The following is a 22,609-nucleotide window of genomic DNA, read 5'->3' as shown; positions in this document are numbered from 1 at the left end:
GACGACAAAGGGTTGATTCTGCCTGCGATAGTAACCCATCAGCAGGGTAGCTGTCACAGATGGCGCAGCAATCATCCGGCGAAGCCGGTGTATCAGGCAGTTTTGTGCAAAATAGCGCTACGCAGTGGCGCATTTATTGACTCACAGTCAACACTGTTGTGCGCTGGATCGCATTTTTACTTGTATTGCTAACGATTACACTGCTTCTCAGCGAAATGTTTCCCGCCCCCGGCGCGGAGAACATCACACATTCTAATTCTGACAGGAGCCGTGAATAATGAGCAATATCCTGATTATCAATGCTAAAAAGCAGTTTGGCCATTCCAACGGCGAACTCAATCAAACCCTGAGCGACGTGGCGGAAAGTTTCCTGCGCGATGTACCGCACCAGGTGCAGGTCACCGTCGTCAACGACGGTTACGACATCGAAGCCGAGGTGCAAAAATACCTGTGGGCCGACGTGGTGATTTATCAAATGCCGGGCTGGTGGATGGGCGAGCCGTGGATCCTGAAAAAATACATCGATGAAGTGTTCACCGCCGGGCACGGCAGCCTGTACGCCAGTGACGGTCGTACCCGCTCAGACGCCGGCAAGAAGTACGGCTCCGGCGGCCTGATCCAGGGCAAGAAATACATGCTGAGCCTGACCTGGAACGCCCCACTGGAAGCCTTTACCGACCCGGACCAGTTCTTCCATGGCGTCGGCGTCGACGGCGTGTATCTGCATTTCCATAAGGCCAATCAGTTCCTGGGAATGGAAGCGCTGCCGACCTTTATCTGTAATGATGTGATTAAACAACCGGATATCGACAGCGACATCGCACGTTATCGCGCGCATCTGACCGAAATTTTTGCTTAACTGATAGGCTATTCCCGAGATAATTCAAGTTGCATCAAGGCGGCAACCAAACGCATCCGCGGGAGCGTACAAGCGGTACGTGACCGGGGTAAATACGGACAGCCAACAAAGAGGCGGCTTGAAGTATGATGGGAATACACGTCAACCAATGAGGTAATGATGATCACCGTAATTGCAGAAATCAAAACCAAGCCGGGCCACCGTGAAACGGTTCTGAAGGCGATTGAGAAACTGGTCCCGCTGGTACTGGCAGAAGATGGCTGTAGCGAATACACGCCGATGATCGACAGCCACACCCAGGCGCCATGGCAGAAGCTGTCGCCGGACTCGGTGTTTATGCTGGAGAAATGGGCCAGTCAGGCGCATCTGGAAAAGCATCTGGATATCGCTCACATGCACCGTCATCGTGACACCATCAAAGACAGCGTGCTGGGCGTGACCATTCACGTGCTGGGCAACGCCCTGTAAGACCGGTTGGGAACAGCCAGTCGTTTTCTACAGCGTCTGCGCATCAATATGCGCACTGACGTAGTCCAGAAAACAGGTAATACGCGCCGCCAACTGGGTATTGCGGTAATACACCGCATTAATCGGTTGGCGCACATCCAGCGTTTCCTGTTCCAGCAAGGGTATCAGTCGCCCCGCACGCTGATCGTCTCGCGTCATAAAATCCGCCAATTGCACTATCCCTTCCCCCCGTAACGCCAACTGACGCAGGGTTTCACCGCTGGAAGCCGAGATTGTCGGGGTAATGGCAAAATGCTGCGCCTGCTGATAGCGCAACGGCCACAGGTTGAGCGACTCCGGCTGGGTGAACCCGAGCAGGCAGTGCTCGCGCAGCGCTTCCACGCTGCCCGGCGTACCATAACGCGAGAGGTATTCCGGGCTGGCGAGAATACGCAAGCGGCTGGAGCCCAACAGACGTGCATGAATGGTCGAGTCCCGCAGCGCGCCAATGCGAATGGCAATGTCGGTGCGCTTTTCCAGCAGATCGATGATCAGGTTATCGGTATTCAGTTCCAGCTCAATCTGCGGATAGCTTTGCCGGAAGCCGGCCACCAGCGGCACGATCACGTGTTCCATAAACGGAGCGGCAGCGTTGACCCGCAGTTTCCCGGCAGGGATCAACCTGCGCAACGCCATTTGCTCTTCGGCGTTTTCCACCGAGTGGATAATCTCACGCGCGTGGCTGAGAAAATTCTGGCCTTCTTCGGTCAGCTCCAGTCGACGCGTGGTGCGGCGCATCAGGGTCGTATCGAGTTTTTTTTCCAACCGGCTGAGTGCGCGGCTGATGCCGGAGGTGGTCTGGCCGAGCTGTTCGGCTGCGGCAGTGATGGAGCCACTGTCAACGACGGTGGTAAAGGCCAGTAACTCTTCGAGGGTGATTTTCATGCATGCCGCCCAGAGTGGTCGGGTGCCGCACGCAGCGCCCCTGCGGAAAGAAGGCCCGGCGGGGAAGCCGGGCCTGACAGTCAGACAGAAAGCTCGGCCATATCGCCTTTGTCCTGCAGCCAGTTACGGCGGTCTTCTGAACGCTTTTTGGCCAGCAGCATGTCCATCATCGCCAGCGTCTGATCCACATCGTCGTCACTCACCGTCAATTGCACCAGACGGCGGGTATTCGGATCGAGCGTGGTTTCACGCAGCTGCAATGGGTTCATCTCGCCCAGCCCTTTAAAGCGCTGAACGTTAGGCTTGCCTTTTTTGCGCTTCAACTGCTCCAGCACGCCGGCTTTCTCTTCTTCGTCCAGCGCGTAGTACACCTCTTTGCCCAGATCGATACGGTACAGAGGTGGCATCGCCACATACACGTGACCGCCCTTCACCAGCGAACGGAAGTGACGCACGAACAGCGCGCACAGCAGCGTGGCGATGTGCAAACCGTCTGAGTCCGCATCCGCCAGGATACAGATTTTACCGTAACGCAGTTGGCTAAGATCTTCGCTGTCCGGGTCAATGCCGATCGCCACGGAAATGTCGTGCACTTCCTGCGAGGCCAGCACTTCGTCCGAAGACACTTCCCAGGTGTTGAGGATTTTGCCTTTCAGCGGCATGATCGCCTGATATTCGCGATCGCGCGCCTGCTTGGCTGAACCGCCCGCCGAGTCCCCTTCTACCAGGAACAGTTCGGTCATGTTCAGATCCTGCGACGTACAGTCGGCCAGTTTGCCCGGCAATGCCGGCCCGCTGGTCAGCTTCTTGCGCACCACTTTTTTGGCGGCACGCAAACGCCGCTGGGCGCTGGAAATCGCCAACTCGGCCAATTGTTCCGCCGCCTGAACGTTCTGGTTCAGCCACAGGCTGAAGGCGTCTTTCACCACGCCGGAAACGAAGGCCGCGCACTGGCGCGAAGACAAACGTTCTTTGGTCTGGCCGGCGAACTGCGGATCCTGCATCTTGACCGACAACACATAGGCGCAGCGGTCCCAGATATCTTCGGCGGACAGCTTAACGCCGCGCGGCAGAATATTGCGGAATTCGCAGAACTCACGCATCGCGTCCAGCAGGCCCTGACGCAGGCCGTTGACGTGGGTACCGCCCTGCATGGTCGGGATCAGGTTGACGTAGCTTTCGGTCAGTAGTTCACCGCCTTCCGGCAGCCACAGCAAGGCCCAGTCCACCGCTTCGGTATCACCGGAGAAGTTACCGACAAAGGCCGCTTCCGGCAGGGTGATCAAGCCGTTGACCGCTTCCATCAGGTAATCGGTCAGGCCGTCCTGATAGCACCAACGTTGCTCGGTATTGTTCAGCTTGTCGATGAAGTAAATTTCAACGCCGGGGCACAGCACCGCTTTGGCCTTCAGCAGGTGGCTGAGGCGCGATACCGAGAAACGCGGGCTGTCGAAGAACTGCTCGTCAGGCCAGAAGTGGATGCTGGTGCCGGTATTGCGCTTGCCGCAGCTGCCGGTCACCGCCAATTCCTGCACCTTGTCGCCGTTTTCGAAGGCAATGCTGTAGACGTTACCGTCACGCTTGACGTTGACTTCCACCCGTTTCGACAGGGCGTTAACCACCGAGATCCCCACGCCGTGCAGACCGCCGGAGAACTGGTAGTTTTTATTGGAGAATTTACCGCCGGCGTGCAGACGACACATGATCAACTCAACCGCAGGTACGCCTTCTTCAGGGTGGATATCCACCGGCATGCCGCGGCCGTCGTCGATCACTTCCAGTGACTGATCGGCGTGCAAAATCACGTCGATGCGCTTGGCGTGACCGGCCAAAGCTTCATCGACACTGTTATCTATCACCTCTTGGCCGAGGTGATTGGGGCGCGTCGTGTCGGTATACATGCCGGGACGACGGCGCACTGGTTCTAGACCGCTGAGTACTTCAATGGCATCAGCGTTATAGCTGGATTGAGTCATCGTTGATTATTTTTTCGTGGTTAAAGGAAGGTGCCGGAACCGTCTGCTCAGACAGCGTTGAGCCCTAAAAAATCCACAATCTGGGGGAAGTAGTGCTCGAAACCGACGAAAGCGTGGTTTCCACCCGATTCCACCGTCTGACGGCACGCAGTGTAATAGGCCACCGCTTGCCCATAATCGAGAATTTCATCGCCCGTTTGTTGCAGCAACCAGATTAAATCCGGTGACTCCAAGGGATCGATCTGCATCGTTTTCAGATCGTAAACGTGTCGTGACTCTAACACATATTGCTGGCCGGTGTAGGGGTTCTCGTTTTCGCCAAGGTAGTCAATCAGCAGCTCAAACGGCTTCACGGCAGGGTTAACCACTACCGCTGGCAGTGAAAAACACTGCGAAAGCCAGGTCGCGTAGTAGCCACCCAGCGAGGAACCAACCAGGCCCATCGTCTGCCCGGCACGCTCCATCACCAGATTCTCGATCATTTCGGCGGCTTCAGCCGGAAAGACTGGCAGCTGAGGGACCAACATTTCGATATGCGGATGATGCTCGGCCAGCCACGCCTTGAAGGACGTCGCTTTGGCCGAGTACGGCGAACTGTTAAAACCGTGCAGATAGAGCAGCGTAGAAGGCATCAGTACCCATCCGAATCCATGTCGGGGCGGAAGTCGTCGTTTTCCAATCGGAAAACCTGCGTCTCGATACGGCCGTCCGGCAGCAAGTCAAGATAGCGCCAGCCGGGCGAAACATCGTCGATGGTAAAATTGGTGCAGTGCGGTTTGAACTGCACGCAGGTAGAGGGCGACGCCAGCAGACGACGCCCCTGCCACTCCAGATCCAGCTCCTGGTGAATATGCCCGCACAGCAGCGTGTTCACTTTCGGGTAGCGCAGCAGCACCGCACCCAGCATGTGTGGGTTGCGCAGGCTGTGCTGATCGAGCCAGGTGCAGCCGGAAGGCAACGGATGATGGTGCAGCAGCATCAGGGTATAGCGCTCGGGATAGGCCTGCAGGCAGCGCTCCATCCACTCAAGCTGGTACTCGCTCAGTTCGCCGTGCGGCACGCCGAAAACCTGACTGTCCAGCAGCAACACCTGCCAGTGGTCGCCCACCAGCACCTGCTTTGACGGGGCGATACCGGCGGCGGCCAATGCGTCGACCATCGCCGGCTGAAAGTCATGGTTACCCGGCAACCAGACGCAAGGCGCCGGCAGACGGGCAATACCTTCGGCAAAATGCCGGTAGGCAGCCAATGAATGATCCTGGGCCAAATCACCGGTGGCGACGACCAAATCAAAATCACGCTGCTGCGCCAAAATGGCGTCCAACACCGCGTGATAGCTGCGATAGGTATTGATGCCGAGCAAAGTCTCATTTTCGCCGGCAAAAAGGTGGGTATCTGTTATTTGCAGAATCCTGACCCTGGCCCCACTTGCCACGGTCGGTTTAAACAGGCTTTCCAAATGGTGTCCTTTGTTATCTCAGTCTGTCTAACAAACCGGAACCGCCATCGCTCCATGCGCCAAACAGTAGCGCAACCAATCAGCAAGAAACTGGTTAATTTGATGCTTTTCGTCGCGTTGATGCAACTTTTTGTTGGGATAATCATAACGCGCTTTAAAGCGATAGATCTGCTGACTTGAACACACTTCCGCAACCATCGCGTCATGATACAGGCGCACCGTCATGGCAGGCAGGCTCCAGTAGCTGACCGCCGGGACAGTCTGCTCAATCTGCACCAGCGAGGTATAGCGTGTGGATTCAACAATAGTCAGACGATAACTGGCGCCACTCACCTGATAAGTCACCGTTTCGCCCACTTCATCGTTGCGCGGCAACAAGCGGCGCAATTGCGCGAAGTTGGTTTCGCACAATCTCATCATTTCGGGGAAATCAGGGGTATAGCGCTGTTTCATTAGTTGGCCCACTCTTTTCTCAACGATTCATGGTGCAACGCCAGCCACTGCAATGCAATCACTGATGCCGCGTTATCAATCGCGCCCTCTTCAACCCAGCGGTAAGCCTGTTCGCGGCTGACCACATGGACACGGATATCTTCATGCTCTTCTTCCAGTCCATGGATACCTTCCGCCGTGGTGGCGTCCACCTCGCCGACCATGATCGACAAGCGCTCGCTGGTGCCGCCTGGGCTCGCCAGATAACTCAGCACCGGCTTGCAGCGCCCGACCGTCACGCCGGCTTCTTCCTGCGCTTCGCGGCGGCACACGTCTTCAACGCTTTCGCCGGTTTCGATCATACCCGCCACCATTTCCAGTAGCCAGGGCGAGCTACTGGTATCGACCGCAGCGATGCGCAGTTGTTCAATCAGCACCACTTCGTCACGCACCGGGTCATAAGGCAGCAGCACCGCCGCGTGCCCACGCTCGAAAATTTCGCGCTTAATCTCCGGGCTCATATCGCCGTTGAATAAACGGTGACGAAAGCGATATAAATTGAGTGAAAAAAAACCACGGTAAAGTGTCTCACGTGCAATAATTTCTACATCATTTTTATCGAGAGTAACGGGCGATGGCTGCGAGTGGCTCATAAGCGAATTCTCCTGCGTGAGTATGCCGATAAAATAAACAGTTTTGATGACAGAAACGGCGGGATAATCTTCCGCGGCTTTATGATAGATTGTGAGCCATGATATCAGGTGTGACGTACGCAGCCAGTTGAACTAAGGTAAACAGGCGGCCTGAAAGGTAAAAGTTACGCAAGATGGCACATTCCGCCACCTTATGCGTACAACAGACTCTGTTAGAATCGGCAACTATTTCGTCTATCGTCAGCGCTAACTACATAGCAATATTGCTGCACAACAAGGAATGCAAATGAAGAAACTGCTCCCCCTTCTTATCGGACTGAGCCTGGGCGGCTTCAGTGCAATGAGCCAGGCAGAGAACCTGCTGCAGGTCTACAAACAGGCCAGGGAAAGTAACCCGGATCTGCGCAAAACCGCCGCTGACCGTGACGCCGCATTCGAAAAAATCAACGAAGCGCGCAGCCCCTTACTGCCACAGCTGGGGTTAACCGCAGGTTACGATTACACCAACGGTTATCGTGACAGCAATGGCGTAAACAGTAACGTCACCAGCGGCTCATTGGCGTTGACCCAGACCATCTTCGACATGTCGAAATGGCGCGCGCTGACGCTGCAGGAAAAAACCGCCGGCATCTCCGACGTGACGTTCCAGACTTCGTCGCAACAGCTGATCCTCGATACCGCCACCGCCTATTTCAACGTGCTGAGCGCCATCGATTCACTGTCCTATACCCAAGCGCAGAAACAGGCGGTATATCGCACCCTGGATCAAACCACTCAGCGCTTTAACGTTGGTCTGGTAGCAATCACCGACGTGCAGAACGCCCGTTCCAACTACGATACGGTGCTGGCGGCGGAAGTCACTGCCCGTAACACGCTGGATAACGCGTTGGAAAAACTGCGCCAGGTCACCGGCACCTTCTACCCGGAACTGGCTTCGCTGAATACCGACCGCTTCAGCACCCAGCGCCCGGAAGCAGTGAATAATCTGCTGAAAGAGGCCGAAAGCCGCAACCTGAGCCTGTTATCCGCTCGCCTGAGCCAGGATCTGGCCCGCGAGCAGATCCGCTCCGCACAAACCGGCTATATGCCAACAATAGACGTCAGCGCATCTACCGGTATCAGCAATACCAAATATAACGGTTCCGCTACTAGTAATTCATCACGTTACAGCGATTCCGATGACGGTCAGAATAAAGTTGGCATCAGCTTTAACTTGCCTCTGTACAGCGGTGGCCAGACCAACTCGCAGGTGCAACAAGCACAGTACAACTTCGTGGGCGCCAGTGAGCAACTGGAAAGTGCACACCGTAATGTGGTGCAGACTGTTCGTTCCTCATTCAATAACGTGAACGCCTCGATCAGTAGCATCAACGCTTACAAACAGGCAGTGGTGTCGGCTCAGAGTTCACTGGATGCAATGGAAGCAGGTTATCAGGTCGGTACCCGCACCATCGTCGACGTGCTGGATGCCACCACCACGCTGTATAACGCCAAGCAACAGCTCTCCAGCGCGCGTTATACCTATCTGATCAACCAGTTGAACATCAAGTTCGCACTCGGTACCTTGAACGAGAACGACCTGATGCTGTTGAACGGTGCATTGGGCAAACCAATCTCTACCTCGCAAGACGTGGTAGCGCCACCGACCACGGCGCAAGACGCTTATGCCGACGGTTATCAGGATAATGCGCCTGCACAGCAAAGCGCAGCGCCGGCACCGGTTGCCGCTACCCGGACCTCTGCGCCGGTGAGCACAACCACTCCGCCTGTACGCAACAGCGGTAATCCATTCCGCAACTGATTCGCGCACAGCATTGAAAACGGGGTATGGCATCTGCCAGCCCCGTTTTTTTGTCTCGGCTTATAGATTTGGATCCTCAGCCCCAATAGCAGGAATTCACTTCTGGGCGTTTGGGCAGAAGAACTGGCTGAAAATCGAGAAAAAGCTCAAATAACCTGCATAAGTGCTTTCATGTATCCCATCGCATAGGCCATACCCGAGTGCCATGGCGCCTCACAGCTCATCTGCGGCGAATGATCGGGGATCAATACACCGTTAAATTTGCACTCTTTTAGCACTCGCAACACCTTCGGCATGTCTATGTCACCTTCATCGATAAAGGTTTCATGGTAGTACGGCACTTTGCCTTTCACATTGCGAAAGTGGATATAGGCAATGGCATCCTGCTGTGCGTACTGCTCCACCGCCTGGTAAACATCCCCCTCTGACATTTCGGCGATAGTGCCAAGGCAGAATTCCAGCGCATTCGCGTGGCTGGGTTGCAAATTCAGCAATTTTTGATACAAATGCGGTTGATTGACCAACCGCGGCTGACCGCGTACAAACTCGAGCGGTGGATCATCCGGATGCGCTGCCAGCCTGACGCCAGCCTCTTCCGCCACCGGGACAATCTGCGCCAGGAACCACTCAAGACGCTGCCAAAGCTGCTCTTTCGTCGTCACCTCTCTCAACCCTGTAGCGTTTTCATCCACCACCATATTCCACGCCATGCTGGCCGGTAGCGGGCTTTCTGTTTGCTCATTGGCTCCGTTTAGCCCAACGGTTTTTGCTCCGCCACGCGCTTTATTTTCCTCTATTCGACCGGCGACCCCGGCCAGGCTGAAGTTATAGCCAAAAACGGGAATACCGGCGGCACCCACATTGCGAATAATTTGTTTAACCGTTTCTATCTGCTGATTTTTTTGGGGCCATCAAACAGAATGTCGTCCCAATGACAGGGATCGAAGTTTTCGATGGCAAAAAATGTCAGGCCGAATTTCTCCATCCGGGCACGAATATCGAGCAGATCTTCCGTGCTCCAGATCTCCGCCTGTGCCGTTCCCCACCCTTGAGTATCGCCCACGGGCTGATTCGAACGAGAAAAACGATCGTTTCGATGAAAGTAATCCACCATGTGCACCACGACATGCGTCGCACCACACTGGCGAGCAAAGGCAAAGTGCTCATCATCCAGCATATGCTTGTACAGACCGAAACCCAGTTTCATCACCTTATCTCCTGAAGAAAAAAAATTTTATTTATCACCGATTACGGATTCGTACCCTGCCCCTCAGGCAGAAGCTATCAACCTGTATGACAGGTTATGAGAAATAAAAATAACAGAAAAGCGGCAAATCACTGCGATGTGATCTTCATCGTCAATATGGCAACGGCAAACCGTCGAAAAGAAGAGGGGGTGATATCATCACGGCTATCGCTTTATCTCGTTTGGATGGGATCCGATGGAGAACACTTCACGCTGGCAACGCCTGATCGAAGGCGAACTGCCGCCGGCCCAGCGCCCTGCTCCGGCAATTTATGCTTCCTGGCTACGTTGTCGCAGCCTGATGCAGCCTGCGGTGTGGAAAGCCCCCCACTGCGCGCTGGGCGCGACTTTTGCGTCAATCTGCCAGCGTAAGAACGATCTGCTGACGCTCGGCCAGGCAGCGTTGGAGGACGCCTGCGAATACATGGAACAGCGCCGCTGCCTGTTGGCTATCCTCGACGAAAGCGGCTGCATGCTGTGGCTGTGCGGCGATGTCCTGACTCGCGAACGTCTGCAGCTGTTGGGGTTTACCCCCGGCGCCTACTGGGCGGAAGGTGATATCGGCACCAATGCACCGTCGCTGGCGGCGTCGGAGGGGCATCCGATACAGGTACGCGGCAGCGAGCACGTGCGTCAGGCGCTGCACGACTGGTCATTCTGCGCCACCCCGGTCTATGACAACAGCGGCCGTCAACGCGGGTCAATTGCGCTGGGCTGTCTGCTGGCCGACTGCGCCGCCGGCGATCTGTCCCTGACGCTGGCACTGGCACGCGAAATCGGCAATTCGCTGAATGCCGACGGCCTCCTCGCCGAGTCCAACCGCCACCTGAACCAGCTTTACGGCCTGCTCGACGGCGTGGATGACGGCGTTATGGCCTGGGACCACCGCGGCTACCTGCAGTACATCAACCAGCGTGCCGCCACCCTGTTGAAACTGGATGAGCAGCAAAGCCAGGGCAAACCGCTGACACAGCTGCTGACGCTGCCCGCGTTGCTCAACCGAGCTATCGCCCAGCGTCAGGCGCTGCAGCACGTTGAAGTCACCTTTGAGAGCCAGCGGCAGTTTATCGCAACGCTATTGACCCTGAAGCCGATCTTCGACGGCGAACGCTGCAGCTTTATCGCCCTGCTGCACCCGCTGGAAAGGCTGCGCCAGTATGTCAGCAGCCAATTGGGGCGCGTCAGCCACAGCTTTGAACAGATGCCGTCCGCCTCGCTGGAGATGCGTCGCTTGATCCGCTATGGCCAACAGGCGGCGAAGGGGCAGCATCCCATTTTGCTGTGTGGCGAAGAAGGCGTCGGCAAGGAACAGCTCAGTCAGGCGATCCACAATGCCAGCGATCGCGCCGCCGGGCCCTATATCGCCCTCAACTGTCAGCTATTGCCGGAGGCCCAGGGGCTGCGCGAGCTGCTGGGCAGCGACGCCAACGAAGAGGAAGCGGGCCAGCTCAGCAAGTTTGAACTGGCCAACGGCGGGACGCTGTACCTGGAGCAGATTGAGTATTTGCCGATGGAAATGCAGTCGGCACTGTTACAGGTGCTGAAAACCGGCGTGGTAATGCGGCTCAACTCTAACCGAGTGATCCCCGTCGACGTGCGGGTGATCGCCAGCAGCGCCGCCGATCTGCCATTGCTGGTGCAGCAAAATCGCTTTCGCCGTCAGCTTTTTTACAGCCTGCAGGCGTTCGAGATCCAGATCCCGGCGTTACGCCAGCGCCTGAGCGATATTCCACTGTTGGTGAAGCATCATCTGCGTACGCTGGAACAGCATTTCCAGTGCCGCTTCCGGGTAGACGACGAGGTGATGACCCAACTTGGGCTCTATCTGTGGCCCGGCAACGATCTGGAGCTGAAAGGCGTGGTGGAACGCACGGCGATGATGTGCCACGGCCACCACCTGCAACTGGCCGATCTGCCCGAGCACTTGCTCGGTCAACAGCCCTTACTGGAAAGCGATCCGCAGCCGGGTATGCCGCTGTTAACATTGGCGGAAATGGAGCGCCAGGCGATCATTCGCGCGGCCAACGTCAGCCGCGGGCAGTTGAATGAAATGGCGCAGCTGCTGGGGATTGGCCGCACTACGCTGTGGCGGAAAATCAAACAGTATCAGATTGATATCCGCCAGTTTAAGCTGCGCGCCTGAGGCGGCCGTCAGTGGCTGAGCTGCAATACCCCGCGTGCCGCATCCAGCATCGCTTTTTGGCCGTTGCGGGTTTTGCTCATGCAGTCGTGCATGCCAATCACCATCGGGATCCCCATCGCCTTAGCGAGGATCGCGCTGTGCGACAGCGCATTGCCACCGCTCAGGCAGATGCCCAGCACCAGCCGGCGATCTAACATCACCACGTCAGACGGCATCAGTTCGTCCATCACCAGAATCGACGGTGTGGTCAGCGTGATTAACGACAACGGCTGCTGCTGCAGATGGCTCAAGGTGCGGCGCAGCATGTCGCGCACATCCAGCTCACGCGCCCGCATATATTCGTCGTCCAGCGCGCGATACTCCTCGGCTATCGCTTCCATCTCCTGCTGCCAGGCCTGCTCGGCGCTGCATTGCTGACGGGCAATGCGAGTATAGGCCGCCTGTTGCAGGTCCGGATCGTCCAGCAACATGCTGTGCGCGCCGAAAATCGCCGCCTGCGGCTTGCCAATCAACGAGCCGGTGCGCTCCGCCAGGCGGTTCAAATCGCTTAGCGTATGTTGCAGCGCTTCACGCAGCCGCTGCTGTTCGTTGAGTACGTCATCGGCGCCAATCTGGCGTTCGGTGATCGCCGGGCAGAAGCTGTACGCCTGCCAAACCGGGCCGCTGGTGACGCTTTCCGCCACCGGGATACCGTGCAGCGAAGGTAAACTTTGCTCAGAGACCGTTTCACCAAAGTGCTGCTCCGCCAATGCGCTAAAGGCCGCCAGCGCCTGGTCGGCCTGCGCACCGTCGGCAATCAGCCGGATGGTGTCGCCATGACGCACCTGCAACAATGCCAGCTGGTTAAGGCTGCGAGGATTGGCACACTGCCCCTGCTTTTCCAGCACCAGTTCGGCATCGAACGGCGCCAGCGCTTCCGCCAGCCGGGCCGCCGGGCGGGCGTGCAGCCCATGTGGGTTCTGCACCGTCCAACTGACGCTTTTCCCCTGCGTCAGCGGTAATTCAACCTTTTTGACCACGGGCGCAGTACCCTCGCCCAGTTGCGCCTGCTTGGCCTGCAGCGCGCCCTGCGCCTCGGCCAGCACCTGCTCCAGCCCCGCGCCGGCATTTGCGGCAACCACGGCGGCCAGCGTCCCTTCAACCAACGGCGCCGAACACAGCCTGACTTTGGCGGCCAGCGCAGGATCCAGCAGATCGATGGCGGTTTCGGCGCTCAACAGCGCGCTGCCCAGGTCCATCAGCACCACAATGCCCGCGCCCTCAGCCACCGACTCTATCGCCTCCATCACCTTGATCGCATCGGTGCCTATCGGATGCTCCGCATCATCGACACCCGCTGCCAGCGCCAGCTTGCAGCCGTCGCCACGCATCATCTGCAATGCCAGTTCCTCAACGCCGCGAGCCAACTGCGCACTGTGTGAAACAACAACGATATTGATCATCTCGCCTCCTGCTATTGGCCGGCGACCTCTGCCAGCGTTTTCATCATCAGCATCACCGAAGTCGCGCCCGGGTCCTGATGACCGATGCTGCGCTCACCCAGATAGCTGGCTCGCCCTTTGCGCGCCTGCATGGTGATGGTGCTTTCGACCGCCTGTTCTGCCCGCTCACTGGCGCGCTGCAGGGCTTCCGCGACGCCAAGCTGCTGCTCAACCGACTGACCAAGGCTGTCCACCACCGCCCACCAGGCATCGCACATGGTTTTATCACCCGGTTCCGCCTTGCCGCGCATCACTACGCCGTCAACGCCTTCCTGCATCAGTTGATGCAGCTCTGCCAGATCCAGACTCTGTTTGGCATTCGCCGCCTGCGCCGCACGGATGAAGAAGGTGCCAAACAGCGGACCGCTGGCGCCGCCCACGCTGGACAGCAGCGTCATGCCGGTGTTTTTCAGGATAAAACCAATGTCTTTGTCCGCCACCGAAGGCAGTTTCTCCACCACCTTGTTGAAGCCGCGGTTCATATTAAGCCCGTGGTCGGCGTCGCCGATCTCGGTATCCAGCCGGGTCAAGAAATCGCGCTGCTGAGTAAACACTTCGCCGCAACGCATCAGCCAATCGACCACTTGTTGTTTGGTTAACGCCATAATTCCTCCTCAGCAACCCCAACGCAGCGCAGGCGTTTTCACCGGCGCATCCCACAGCGACAACAACTCGTCATCCACCTTCAGCAGCGTGATTGAAACCCCTTGCATGTCCAGCGACGTGCAGTAAGAACCGATCAGGCTGCGTTCGACGATCAAGCCTGCTTCTGCGCAACGTTCCGCCAGACGGTGATAGACGCCATACAGCTCGGACAGAGGCGTCGCACCCAGGTTATTCACCAATGCAATCACGCGATCGCCGCGCGTCAGCGGCTGCTTGGTTTGCGCTTCATCACGCCATTCCCCCTGCTGACGATCCCAAACGCGGAGGGTGCGCTGGTAATGGCCATGGTCTATCAGGGTATGGAACATGTCGTCCACCGCCGCATTGAGGGTGGTAAACGGACGCCGTGCAATGCCCGGCTCGCCGTGAATGCCGACGCCAAACTCCATCTCGTTTTCCGCCAGCACGAACGAGGGCTTGCCGGCGGCCGGTACGGTACAGGCTCCCAATGCGATGCCGATCGAATGCCCGTGATTGTTGATGCTGTGGCCCAGCGTCACCAGGCTATCCAGATCGTCGCCGCGCGCCGCTGCCGCACCGAGCAATTTTTCCATCAGCACGGTATTGGCCACCCCGCGACGTCCGGCGGTGAACAGGCTGTCTTTGACCGCCACGTCATCGTCCACCAGCACCGTCGCCACCTGGACGCCGCTGTCATGCAGCAGCTCGGTGGCGGTTTCAAAGTTCAGCACGTCGCCGGTATAGTTTTTTATTAGCAACAACACCCCGGCACCACCGTCGATCGCCTGGCCGCACTCGTACATTTTGTCCGGCGTTGGCGAGGTGAAAATTTCGCCCGGGCAGGCACCGTCGAGCATGCCTTCGCCGACAAAGCCGCAGTGCATCGGCTCATGGCCGCTGCCGCCGCCGGACAGGATCGCCACTTTGCCCGCGACCGGCGCGTCGGCGCGAGTGACGAACACCGGCTCCTGATGCACCAACAGCTCCGGGTGCGCCTCTGCCAGCCCCAGCAGTTGCTCTTCCAGTACCGATTCCACCTTATTAATCAGTTTCTTCACGGTTATTTCCTCGTTTGGCCCACGGGACGCAGCCTGCTGCGCCCCTGCGGCATCAGCTTGAGTGTCGTTGCAGCCAGGCATTGCCCAGCCGATCTGCCGTCAGAATGGCCGCCTGAACGCTGGCCGGCGTGACCTTGAACGGCATGTTGTGGATAGTTTCGCCGGCAACGCAGCTGGCTTCGGCAACCGCCATGATTTTCTCTGCCGCATCGCCGCTAACCCCCATTTGCGCCAGCGTGATCGGCAAACCGAGCTGCTGACAGAAATCCAGCACCGTTTCGATCTGCTCCATGCTGCTGTTTTGCAGCACCAGCTGCGACAGCGTGCCAAAAGCCACTTTCTCGCCGTGGTACAGATGATGGCACTCTTCAAGCACGGTAAAGCCGTTGTGGATGGCATGCGCTCCCGCCAATCCGCTGCTTTCAAAGCCGATGCCGCTCAGGTAGGTATTGGCCTCGATAATGCGTTCGACCGCCTCCGTCACCACTCCGGCCTCGACCGCCAGCTTGGCTTTGACGCCCTCCGCCAACAGCGTCTCATAACACAAGCGCGCCAGACTGAGGGCTGCCAGCGTCGATTTGCCGCCCGCCATACTGGTGGCTTGCGCATCGAAACACGCCTGCGCCTCAAAATAAGTCGACAGCGCATCGCCCATGCCTGCCACCAGCAGCCGCACCGGGGCCTTGGCGATAATTGCACTGTCCATCACCACCATGTCGGGATTGCGTGGGTAAATCAGGTATTCGGCAAATTCGCCCTGTTCGGTATAAATCACTGATAACGCGCTGGTCGGCGCATCGGTAGAGGCGATGGTCGGGATCAGCACCACCGGCAGATGCTGGTAATACGCAATCGCTTTGGCGGTATCCAGCGTTTTGCCACCGCCGATGCCAATCACTCCGCGACAACCGTGAGCCTTGAGCTCCCGGCCGAGCCGGTCGATTTCCTTATGGCAGCATTCGCCGTTGAACACGCAGGCATGGTGCTTCACCCCGTGCTGCTGCAGGCTGCCCATCAGGGTATCGCCCGCCAGCTTCATCACGAAGTCGTCGGCAATCACGAAATAATGGTCAGCAAGGTTTTTGGCGTATTCGCCCACGGCGGCCAATGCGTTGACGCCCTGAATGTACTTGCCTGGAGACTGGATGATTCTCAACATAACCGGATCCTTGTAGGGAAATTGGCGATGGTAACGTTCAGATATCAGGTGATGCTGCGTCGGTCTTGTGCCGCCGCGTTGTTATGGACTGACTATAGGGCTTGCCGCTTGCTTTGCGATCTCGGGATTTTTTGTTTCATTATGGAACATTACTTTTCCCTGTACGTTCCATAATGAAACCCTGACGCCGCTTTTTTAGTCAGTAAAGCGAGCTGGCGCACAGCCCAACGTATAACTGCGTAAAGAGTGGATTCTGTGGGCGTTTCAGCTTTAATTTTGACCATCTTTCCCCTATTCTTACGGCCACTACTGGGAAAGGGCGAAAACAGCCCGACTGATGGGATTACTAACGATGAAACGGACAAAAAACATCAACCAAGAGACGTTCCGCAAATCCTGGCGCAACTACCGTGTTGCCCCCGTGGCTTTGGCGATCAGCGCAGTCTTTATGCTGGCCGGCTGCGAGAAGAGCGATGAAACTGTCTCCATGTATCAGAATGCCGACGACTGTTCGCGCAACAACCCTTCCATGAGCGAGCAGTGCACCACCGCCTATAACAACGCCCTGAAAGAAGCCGAGAAAACGGCGCCGAAATACGCAACGCGCGAAGACTGCGTCGCCGAGTTCGGCGAAGCTCAGTGTACTCAGGCACCTGCTCCGGCCCAGGCCGGCATGGCCGCAGAGTCACAGAGCAGCGGCAGCTTCTGGATGCCGCTGATGGCCGGTTACATGATGGGCCGCATGATGGGCGGCTCCGGTTTTGCTCAGCAACCGCTGTTCACCTCCAAAAATGCAGCCAGCCCGGCAAACGGCAAGTTTGTTGACGCCAGTGGCAAGAGCTACGGCCCAGCCACAGCCGGCGGCCGCACCATGACGGTGCCGAAAACCGCGATGGCGCCAAAACCGGCAGTGACCAATACCGTCACCCGCGGTGGCTTCGGCGAATCCGTGGCCAAGCAAACCAGCATGCAGCGCAGCAGCGCAACGTCCAATTCCGGCTCACGCAGCATGGGCGGTTAATGCATGAAACGCGTTGCGATTACCGAGCGTCCGGACTGGCGCGAAAAAGCCACCGAATTTGGCTTCCGCTTCCACACCATGTACGGCGAACCCTACTGGTGTGAGGATGCCTATTACCAATTCACGCTGGCGCAGATTGAAGAAATTGAAAACGCCACCGCTGAATTGCACCAGATGTGCCTGCAGGTGGTAGAGAAAGTGGTCAGCAGCGATGCGCTGATGACCAAGTTCCGCATCCCGAAACACACCTGGGAATTCGTGCGCAGCTCATGGCGCACCAACCAGCCTTCGCTGTATTCGCGTCTCGATCTGGCCTACGACGGCGTTAACCCGCCGAAGCTGCTGGAGAACAACGCCGATACGCCAACTTCGCTGTATGAAGCAGCCTTTTTCCAATGGCTGTGGCTGGAAGATCAGATCAATGCAGGCAACCTTAGCCCGGAATCCGATCAGTACAACAGCCTGCAGGAAAAGCTGATCGAGCGCTTCGCCGATCTGAAAGCGCACCACGGTTTTGGCCTGCTGCATATGGCCTGTTGCCAGGACAGCGAAGAAGATCGCGGGACAGTGCAGTATCTGCAAGATTGCGCGCTGGAAGCCGGCGTGCCGACCGAATTCCTGTTTATGGAAGAGATTGGCCTGGGTGAAAAAGGCCAGTTTACCGACCTGCAGAACCAGGTCATCGGTAACCTGTTCAAGCTTTATCCGTGGGAGTTCATGCTGCGCGAGATGTTTTCCACCAAGCTGGAAGACGCCGGCGTACGCTGGCTGGAGCCGGCATGGAAAAGCATCATTTCCAACAAGGCACTGCTGCCGATGCTGTGGGAAATGTTCCCGGATCATCCAAATCTGTTGGCGGCCTACTTTGCAGAAGACGAGCACCCGCAGCTTGACCACTACGTCACCAAGCCGCTGTTCTCACGCGAAGGCGCCAATATCCAGATCGTGCAGAACGGCCAGCAAGTCGCGAGCGTCGATGGCCCTTACGGCGAAGAAGGCATGATCGTGCAGCAGTTCCACCCGCTGCCCCAGTTCGAAGGCAGCTATACGCTGATCGGCAGTTGGCTGGTGGACGATCAACCCTGCGGGATCGGCCTGCGCGAAGATCGTGAACTGATCACCCAGGATCTGTCGCGTTTCTATCCGCATATCATTCTCGGCTAACGGCTCAGTTCTTGGGTAAAAAGCGCGATCTTATCGCGCTTTTTTTATGCATTTCGCCTGGTGATTAATCGATTAACCTTCTATACTCGAAGCGTCTGTTCTCCTCGGGCGGAGCAACCAGATATGAAACTGACGTCCATGATCCCACCGCAGGTCAACCTGGCGGACGGATGCTTTACCGCACCTGATGTTCAACGCAAATCCACGACGCTGGGCAGCCTGGCGGGGATCTTTGCCGATGCCGTGGCCTGGCAAAGCTTATCGGCGGAGCTTGCCGTCTATCAGGTTGAAATGCTGCCTTCCGTGCAGCAGGAAGGCGAGCTGTTTGTCGGCACCACTCATCTGCAACCTGGCCGCGTGGGCGACGAATTCTTTATGACCCGTGGGCATTTTCACCAGCGGCCAGAACAGGCCGAGTTCTATTTTGGCCTACGGGGCCAAGGTTTGCTGTTGCTGCAACACCAGGACGGCGCTTGTACGCTGGAACAGGTTTCCCCCGGTAGCGTTCATCATATCCCCTCCTTTACTGCCCACCGTTTGATCAATACCGGCAATGACGTGCTCTCTGCGCTGGCGGTGTGGCCAACGGTCGCCGGCCACAACTACGATGCGTTGCAGCCTCAGGGTTTCAAGCTGCGGGTCTTTGCCGATGGCGATGGCTGGAAGGCGGAGGCGCAATATGAGTGACTCAATGCTGCGATTTGGGCTTGATGTCCGTATTAGCGACAGCCCGATGGGATTTGGCTATGGCAATGACGTGATTGGCCCCTTGCCGGAGATACGCACGCTGGAGCAAATCCGCCGTTCCCTGCGCGACCCTGACTGCCAGGGACCAGAGCAGGTTTATGCCATCGCGATGGACGTCGCGAAACAGCAACATTTGGCCGAATTGAAGAAACGCATGCTGTTGTTCGGTATTGTCACCTATGCCCAAGGGCAATTGGGCCAAGAGCCGATACGCAGCCAGGGACACGTACACCGTATCAGCGCGCACAGCGGTTGGTCACCACCGGAGCTGTATGAAATCTGGCAGGGAAAAGCGATCATTTACATGCAGGAACGGGTGGAATATGAACCGGGCCGCTGCTTCGCCGTCCACGCCGGACCCGGCGAGAAGGTGCTGGTGCCGCCGGGCTGGGCCCACGCCACGATTTCTGCCGATCCTCACCAGCCGCTGACCTTCGCGGCCTGGTGCGATCGTGAATATGGCTTCGAATACGATGCCGTGCGTGAATACAAAGGACTGGCGTGGTACCCGCTATTGCAGGGCGACAATATAATCTGGCAACAGAACCCGCGTTATCAATCCGGCCGGCTGCACGCCATCGGCCCACGCCAATACCATGAATTCGGTCTGAGTGATGCCCCGCTCTACTCGCAGTTTGAAACCGATCCGGCGCGCTTCCAGTTCATTTCCAAACCGGGCAGCGTAGCGGAAAAATGGCAACGGTTTGAGCCCTAAAGACTACTGTCTAATTCAATAATAGGAAATTTCTACCCTATGAGTTTCAAGCTGCAGCCTAGGCGCCTGGCTGCAGCTTGAAAGGCGACGGGTATCAGGAGAACAAGCCGCAGGCCACCCCCGCCGCTGCCAGGGCCAACAGCCCCAACATCGCTTTCACCGGTGACAATCCCCGCTTGGCCATCAGATACCAGGTCATCAGCACCACGATCAGCGGCATCAGGTTAGGGAAAATGCCGTCCAGCATTTGCTGCAGGTGAATATTCACCCCGTCTTTGGTGATGAACTCCAGACCGGTGCCCAGTTTGACGTAGCTCGCGGCTACGCCGCCCATAACGAACACTCCCAGCAGGGAAAGCGCTTCTCGCAGGCGTGAGGACTTGCTGCTGACCAGCATTTCCACCGAGCCGGAGCCCATATGGTAGCCCTTCATAAACAGCCAGTAAGACCCGGGAATGACGATCAGGCTGAACGCCATAATGTAGAATAACGGGCCAATCACGCTGCCGCCGGCAGCCAGCGCCATACCGATGCTCAACAAAATGGGCAGCAACATGCCCGGCACCATGGAGTCGCCGATACCGGCCACCGGCCCCATCAGGCCGACCTTGAGCGTATTGATGGTTTCACCGTCGATCGGCTCACCGTTGGCACGTTTTTCCTCCAGCCCTATCACCATGCCGTTAACAATCGCGCCCAACTGCGGCTCGGTGTTATAGAACGAAGTATGGCGGCGAATGGCCTCAATGCGCTGTTGTTTTTCCGGATACAGTTTTTTCAGCGCCGGCATCATGCTCAGGCAGAAACCGTAAGATTCCAGACGTTCAAAGCTCATCGACGACAGGTTGTACATCATCCAACTGCGCCAGCAACGACGCAGGTCCTGCTTATTCAATTTTGGTGTTGGCGTATCCATCAGAATTCATCCTCATCGTCAGCCTGAGGCGCGGCCTGTGCGGCAGCCGCCTGCGGCTCTGGCTTATAGTTGTAGTGAATCAATGCCAGCAGCGCGCCGACAATCACCAGCGCCACCATATTCAGCTTGAGGAAAACAATGCAGATGAACCCCACCAGGAAGTAAATCAGCATGCTGTAGCTTTTAATAATCTGCTTAAGAAGAATGGCGATACCGACCGCAGGCAGAATGCCGCCGACCACGTTCATGGTAGTCAGCACCAGCGTCGGCAAGCTGTCCATAAAGGCGTTGATATAGCGCGCCCCGAAAAAGACGGCGATAAACGTCGGTACAAAGCGCAGCAGGAAGTTGGTGACCTGCGGCCAGATGGCGCTGTTAAGGTAAATGCCCTGTTCGTCCCCGCGCTCCACCGCCAGATCCGCGCGGTGGTTCCAGTAGGAATTGAGTACCATCATGGCATTGAACAGCACGGTGCCCATGATGCCGATAGTCGCTGCCAGGGCGACGGCCACCTCGGGCCCCTTACCGGAAAGAATGCCCAGCGCAATCGCCGGGAATGCTACAAAATTGAGGTCGGCCGGCATCGATCCGCCCGGTGTAACCATGGCGATATAAACCGCCTGTACCGCCACACCAATGATGATGCCGGTCTGTACATCGCCGAGGATAGCCCCCACCAGCATGCCGGAGACCAGCGGACGGCTGAGAATATACCAGCCTCCGGTCAGTCCCAGCAGCCAGGGGCTGCTCAGCGCGCCGAGATAGCAAAGTATCCCGATAAGCGTCGCTTCAAACCACATAGTTCACTCCCGCTGTTCAGGCTTATTTGAGTTTCTTTTTTGCATCCAGCCAGCTGAAATGGCTGGCATCCGGGACTAAACGGAATTCGATGGCGTGGCCGTGTTCGGTCAGGAAATCAAAGGCTTCCGATTCTGGTACCGTCACGGATTGATTCGGGCCGATAGTCACCGTGTCTTTGCGGGCAGACATCGGGCCGACGTTGATTTTCTTGTTGCGATTGCTGAGGTCGATTCCTGCTTCCATCAGCCGTCGCAGCGTGACCGGCGATTTGCCAATCACGAAGTACTGCTTGTCGCTGGCAATCACCTTCGGCAATTTTTCTATCGCCTGCTGTACGGTGAACAGCCATACCTTGGTATCCTGCACTGCCCCTTTCATCACCGATGACAACAGCGGATCTGCCGCGACCTCATCATCAATCGCCACGATGCCGTCGCAGGGCAGCTCTTTCGCCCAGCGGGTCACCAGTTGACCGTGAATGACCCGGTCGTCGATACGTACGAATGAAATAGCCATACTCTCTCCTCAGAAATCGTCCATTTGCGCCGTCACCGCAGGACGGGCAAGCGCAATCGCCTCACCGCCCTGCGCCACCAGCTCCTGTGCCGCCAGTTGAACATCCTTTCCTTCCAGCAATTCGGCACTCATCAGCAACATCGGGAAATTCACGCCGGTCACCACCGCCATCGGCACTGGCGCATTGGGATCAAAGGCGTGACGACAAGCCACGTTGTACGGCGTACCGCACAGCATGTCGCACAGTATCAACACACCGTCAGCCCCTGCGCTCACCCGACGCAGTTCGTCGGCAAACTCCCGCTTAAAAGCCTCGATGCCGGCGCCTTCACTCAGACCGACATGGCTGGTCCCCGGCAACTCGCCGTAAACCATGCGCGCACTGCTCAGTAACGCCTCGGCCAGCGGCCCATGAGAAGTCACAATCACTCTCAACATAATGT

24 protein-coding genes are annotated in these 22,609 nt (G+C 57.2%); 8 read left to right on the top strand and 16 right to left on the bottom strand.

The window, feature by feature from the left end:
• Positions 1 to 277: 277 nt before the first annotated feature.
• Together ACMGG1_RS02480 and ACMGG1_RS02475 are read left to right on the top strand one after the other, a co-directional pair.
• A complete protein-coding gene (locus ACMGG1_RS02480; RefSeq protein ID WP_414161138.1) occupies positions 278 to 859 on the top strand; it encodes an NAD(P)H-dependent oxidoreductase in 582 nt (193 codons plus the stop codon).
• Between the two features lie 159 nt (positions 860 to 1,018).
• Complete coding sequence (locus ACMGG1_RS02475; RefSeq protein WP_020828683.1) at positions 1,019 to 1,327, top strand: putative quinol monooxygenase; 309 nt, start codon at positions 1,019 to 1,021, stop codon at positions 1,325 to 1,327.
• 27 nt (positions 1,328 to 1,354) lie between these two features.
• Here the strand turns inward: ACMGG1_RS02475 and ACMGG1_RS02470 are convergent, their stop codons facing one another.
• The 6 genes from ACMGG1_RS02470 to nudF all read right to left on the bottom strand — a co-directional run bounded on the left by ACMGG1_RS02470 (position 1,355) and on the right by nudF (position 6,771).
• On the bottom strand, positions 1,355 to 2,251 hold the full coding sequence (locus tag ACMGG1_RS02470) for a LysR substrate-binding domain-containing protein (protein ID WP_115060520.1): 897 nt from the start codon (positions 2,249 to 2,251) through the stop codon (positions 1,355 to 1,357).
• 80 nt (positions 2,252 to 2,331) lie between these two features.
• Entirely contained in the window at positions 2,332 to 4,227 is a 1,896-nt protein-coding gene (gene parE, locus ACMGG1_RS02465; protein ID WP_020828685.1) for a DNA topoisomerase IV subunit B, read from the bottom strand.
• A gap of 47 nt (positions 4,228 to 4,274) precedes the next feature.
• Positions 4,275 to 4,859, bottom strand: coding sequence for an esterase YqiA (gene yqiA / locus ACMGG1_RS02460; RefSeq protein ID WP_020828686.1), 585 nt, complete (start codon positions 4,857 to 4,859; stop codon positions 4,275 to 4,277).
• A complete protein-coding gene (gene cpdA / locus ACMGG1_RS02455) occupies positions 4,859 to 5,686 on the bottom strand; it encodes a 3',5'-cyclic-AMP phosphodiesterase (RefSeq protein ID WP_020828687.1) in 828 nt (275 codons plus the stop codon). Before cpdA ends, yqiA begins: the two co-directional genes overlap by 1 nt.
• Before the next feature lie 27 nt (positions 5,687 to 5,713).
• A complete protein-coding gene (locus tag ACMGG1_RS02450) occupies positions 5,714 to 6,139 on the bottom strand; it encodes a DUF1249 family protein (protein WP_020828688.1) in 426 nt (141 codons plus the stop codon).
• On the bottom strand, positions 6,139 to 6,771 hold the full coding sequence (nudF, locus tag ACMGG1_RS02445; protein WP_020828689.1) for an ADP-ribose diphosphatase: 633 nt from the start codon (positions 6,769 to 6,771) through the stop codon (positions 6,139 to 6,141). Before nudF ends, ACMGG1_RS02450 begins: the two co-directional genes overlap by 1 nt.
• A gap of 286 nt (positions 6,772 to 7,057) precedes the next feature.
• Between nudF and tolC the strand changes: the two genes are divergently transcribed.
• Positions 7,058 to 8,572 carry an outer membrane channel protein TolC gene (gene tolC / locus ACMGG1_RS02440; protein WP_128864548.1) on the top strand — a complete coding sequence of 505 codons (1,515 nt, stop codon included), beginning with the start codon at positions 7,058 to 7,060 and terminating at the stop codon, positions 8,570 to 8,572.
• A 146-nt stretch (positions 8,573 to 8,718) separates the two neighbouring features.
• Here the strand turns inward: tolC and ACMGG1_RS02435 are convergent, their stop codons facing one another.
• A complete protein-coding gene (locus tag ACMGG1_RS02435) occupies positions 8,719 to 9,432 on the bottom strand; it encodes a mannonate dehydratase (RefSeq protein WP_414161137.1) in 714 nt (237 codons plus the stop codon).
• Between the two features lie 26 nt (positions 9,433 to 9,458).
• Positions 9,459 to 9,782, bottom strand: a complete 324-nt coding sequence (locus ACMGG1_RS02430; protein ID WP_414161136.1) for a hypothetical protein — start codon at positions 9,780 to 9,782, stop codon at positions 9,459 to 9,461.
• Between the two features lie 232 nt (positions 9,783 to 10,014).
• Between ACMGG1_RS02430 and dhaR the strand changes: the two genes are divergently transcribed.
• Positions 10,015 to 11,961, top strand: coding sequence for a dihydroxyacetone kinase operon transcriptional regulator DhaR (gene dhaR / locus ACMGG1_RS02425; RefSeq protein WP_046372601.1), 1,947 nt, complete (start codon positions 10,015 to 10,017; stop codon positions 11,959 to 11,961).
• 8 nt (positions 11,962 to 11,969) lie between these two features.
• Here the strand turns inward: dhaR and dhaM are convergent, their stop codons facing one another.
• Genes dhaM through ACMGG1_RS02405 form a run of 4 tightly spaced genes read right to left on the bottom strand, consistent with a single transcriptional unit; the run spans position 11,970 to position 16,286 of the window.
• Positions 11,970 to 13,403 (bottom strand): dihydroxyacetone kinase phosphoryl donor subunit DhaM, encoded by a 1,434-nt coding sequence (gene dhaM, locus ACMGG1_RS02420; RefSeq protein WP_128864547.1) that lies wholly within the window; start codon positions 13,401 to 13,403, stop codon positions 11,970 to 11,972.
• Positions 13,404 to 13,414: 11 nt separating this feature from the next.
• Positions 13,415 to 14,047: a dihydroxyacetone kinase subunit DhaL gene (dhaL, locus tag ACMGG1_RS02415; protein ID WP_020828694.1), complete on the bottom strand. Its 633-nt coding sequence runs from the start codon at positions 14,045 to 14,047 to the stop codon at positions 13,415 to 13,417.
• A gap of 9 nt (positions 14,048 to 14,056) precedes the next feature.
• On the bottom strand, positions 14,057 to 15,127 hold the full coding sequence (gene dhaK, locus ACMGG1_RS02410) for a dihydroxyacetone kinase subunit DhaK (protein ID WP_041415710.1): 1,071 nt from the start codon (positions 15,125 to 15,127) through the stop codon (positions 14,057 to 14,059).
• 52 nt (positions 15,128 to 15,179) lie between these two features.
• A complete protein-coding gene (locus ACMGG1_RS02405; RefSeq protein WP_414161135.1) occupies positions 15,180 to 16,286 on the bottom strand; it encodes a glycerol dehydrogenase in 1,107 nt (368 codons plus the stop codon).
• Positions 16,287 to 16,638: 352 nt separating this feature from the next.
• Between ACMGG1_RS02405 and ACMGG1_RS02400 the strand changes: the two genes are divergently transcribed.
• The 4 genes from ACMGG1_RS02400 to ACMGG1_RS02385 all read left to right on the top strand — a co-directional run bounded on the left by ACMGG1_RS02400 (position 16,639) and on the right by ACMGG1_RS02385 (position 19,933).
• A complete protein-coding gene (locus ACMGG1_RS02400; protein ID WP_020828697.1) occupies positions 16,639 to 17,307 on the top strand; it encodes a DUF1190 family protein in 669 nt (222 codons plus the stop codon).
• A gap of 3 nt (positions 17,308 to 17,310) precedes the next feature.
• Positions 17,311 to 18,471 (top strand): glutathionylspermidine synthase family protein, encoded by a 1,161-nt coding sequence (locus ACMGG1_RS02395; RefSeq protein WP_020828698.1) that lies wholly within the window; start codon positions 17,311 to 17,313, stop codon positions 18,469 to 18,471.
• Between the two features lie 123 nt (positions 18,472 to 18,594).
• The gene (locus ACMGG1_RS02390; protein WP_130016542.1) at positions 18,595 to 19,158 is read left to right on the top strand and encodes a glucose-6-phosphate isomerase family protein; all 564 of its coding nucleotides are present in this window, start codon (positions 18,595 to 18,597) and stop codon (positions 19,156 to 19,158) included.
• On the top strand, positions 19,151 to 19,933 hold the full coding sequence (locus ACMGG1_RS02385; protein WP_046372596.1) for a glucose-6-phosphate isomerase family protein: 783 nt from the start codon (positions 19,151 to 19,153) through the stop codon (positions 19,931 to 19,933). The genes ACMGG1_RS02390 and ACMGG1_RS02385 overlap by 8 nt, the downstream gene beginning before the upstream one ends.
• 94 nt (positions 19,934 to 20,027) lie before the next feature.
• Here the strand turns inward: ACMGG1_RS02385 and ACMGG1_RS02380 are convergent, their stop codons facing one another.
• The 4 genes from ACMGG1_RS02380 to ACMGG1_RS02365 are packed head-to-tail and all read right to left on the bottom strand — an operon-like array spanning position 20,028 to position 22,604.
• Positions 20,028 to 20,849, bottom strand: coding sequence for a PTS system mannose/fructose/sorbose family transporter subunit IID (locus ACMGG1_RS02380; RefSeq protein WP_020828701.1), 822 nt, complete (start codon positions 20,847 to 20,849; stop codon positions 20,028 to 20,030).
• Positions 20,849 to 21,649: a PTS mannose/fructose/sorbose/N-acetylgalactosamine transporter subunit IIC gene (locus ACMGG1_RS02375; RefSeq protein ID WP_020828702.1), complete on the bottom strand. Its 801-nt coding sequence runs from the start codon at positions 21,647 to 21,649 to the stop codon at positions 20,849 to 20,851. The genes ACMGG1_RS02380 and ACMGG1_RS02375 overlap by 1 nt, the downstream gene beginning before the upstream one ends.
• A gap of 22 nt (positions 21,650 to 21,671) precedes the next feature.
• Positions 21,672 to 22,166, bottom strand: coding sequence for a PTS system mannose/fructose/N-acetylgalactosamine-transporter subunit IIB (locus ACMGG1_RS02370; protein WP_128864544.1), 495 nt, complete (start codon positions 22,164 to 22,166; stop codon positions 21,672 to 21,674).
• A 9-nt stretch (positions 22,167 to 22,175) separates the two neighbouring features.
• Complete coding sequence (locus ACMGG1_RS02365) at positions 22,176 to 22,604, bottom strand: PTS sugar transporter subunit IIA (RefSeq protein ID WP_201895991.1); 429 nt, start codon at positions 22,602 to 22,604, stop codon at positions 22,176 to 22,178.
• Positions 22,605 to 22,609 lie beyond the last annotated feature (5 nt).

Source organism: Serratia sp. BNK-12 (assembly GCF_047456085.1).
GTDB classification, from domain to species: domain Bacteria; phylum Pseudomonadota; class Gammaproteobacteria; order Enterobacterales; family Enterobacteriaceae; genus Serratia; species Serratia liquefaciens.
Note: the sequence above shows the minus strand (reverse complement) of the source record. Positions and strands in the feature narration are given on the sequence as shown.

What these genes read in the sequence shown, in the direction of transcription:
- ACMGG1_RS02480 (WP_414161138.1), top strand. Translation starts at nt 278, where the DNA reads ATGAGCAATATCCTGATTATCAATGCTAAAAAGCAGTTTGGCCATTCC.
- ACMGG1_RS02475 (WP_020828683.1), top strand. Translation starts at nt 1,019, where the DNA reads ATGATCACCGTAATTGCAGAAATCAAAACCAAGCCGGGCCACCGTGAA.
- ACMGG1_RS02470 (WP_115060520.1), bottom strand. Translation starts at nt 2,251, where the DNA reads ATGAAAATCACCCTCGAAGAGTTACTGGCCTTTACCACCGTCGTTGAC.
- parE (WP_020828685.1), bottom strand. Translation starts at nt 4,227, where the DNA reads ATGACTCAATCCAGCTATAACGCTGATGCCATTGAAGTACTCAGCGGT.
- yqiA (WP_020828686.1), bottom strand. Translation starts at nt 4,859, where the DNA reads ATGCCTTCTACGCTGCTCTATCTGCACGGTTTTAACAGTTCGCCGTAC.
- ACMGG1_RS02450 (WP_020828688.1), bottom strand. Translation starts at nt 6,139, where the DNA reads ATGAAACAGCGCTATACCCCTGATTTCCCCGAAATGATGAGATTGTGC.
- nudF (WP_020828689.1), bottom strand. Translation starts at nt 6,771, where the DNA reads ATGAGCCACTCGCAGCCATCGCCCGTTACTCTCGATAAAAATGATGTA.
- tolC (WP_128864548.1), top strand. Translation starts at nt 7,058, where the DNA reads ATGAAGAAACTGCTCCCCCTTCTTATCGGACTGAGCCTGGGCGGCTTC.
- dhaR (WP_046372601.1), top strand. Translation starts at nt 10,015, where the DNA reads ATGGAGAACACTTCACGCTGGCAACGCCTGATCGAAGGCGAACTGCCG.
- dhaM (WP_128864547.1), bottom strand. Translation starts at nt 13,403, where the DNA reads ATGATCAATATCGTTGTTGTTTCACACAGTGCGCAGTTGGCTCGCGGC.
- dhaL (WP_020828694.1), bottom strand. Translation starts at nt 14,047, where the DNA reads ATGGCGTTAACCAAACAACAAGTGGTCGATTGGCTGATGCGTTGCGGC.
- ACMGG1_RS02405 (WP_414161135.1), bottom strand. Translation starts at nt 16,286, where the DNA reads ATGTTGAGAATCATCCAGTCTCCAGGCAAGTACATTCAGGGCGTCAAC.
- ACMGG1_RS02400 (WP_020828697.1), top strand. Translation starts at nt 16,639, where the DNA reads ATGAAACGGACAAAAAACATCAACCAAGAGACGTTCCGCAAATCCTGG.
- ACMGG1_RS02395 (WP_020828698.1), top strand. Translation starts at nt 17,311, where the DNA reads ATGAAACGCGTTGCGATTACCGAGCGTCCGGACTGGCGCGAAAAAGCC.
- ACMGG1_RS02390 (WP_130016542.1), top strand. Translation starts at nt 18,595, where the DNA reads ATGAAACTGACGTCCATGATCCCACCGCAGGTCAACCTGGCGGACGGA.
- ACMGG1_RS02385 (WP_046372596.1), top strand. Translation starts at nt 19,151, where the DNA reads ATGAGTGACTCAATGCTGCGATTTGGGCTTGATGTCCGTATTAGCGAC.
- ACMGG1_RS02380 (WP_020828701.1), bottom strand. Translation starts at nt 20,849, where the DNA reads ATGGATACGCCAACACCAAAATTGAATAAGCAGGACCTGCGTCGTTGC.
- ACMGG1_RS02375 (WP_020828702.1), bottom strand. Translation starts at nt 21,649, where the DNA reads ATGTGGTTTGAAGCGACGCTTATCGGGATACTTTGCTATCTCGGCGCG.
- ACMGG1_RS02370 (WP_128864544.1), bottom strand. Translation starts at nt 22,166, where the DNA reads ATGGCTATTTCATTCGTACGTATCGACGACCGGGTCATTCACGGTCAA.
- ACMGG1_RS02365 (WP_201895991.1), bottom strand. Translation starts at nt 22,604, where the DNA reads ATGTTGAGAGTGATTGTGACTTCTCATGGGCCGCTGGCCGAGGCGTTA.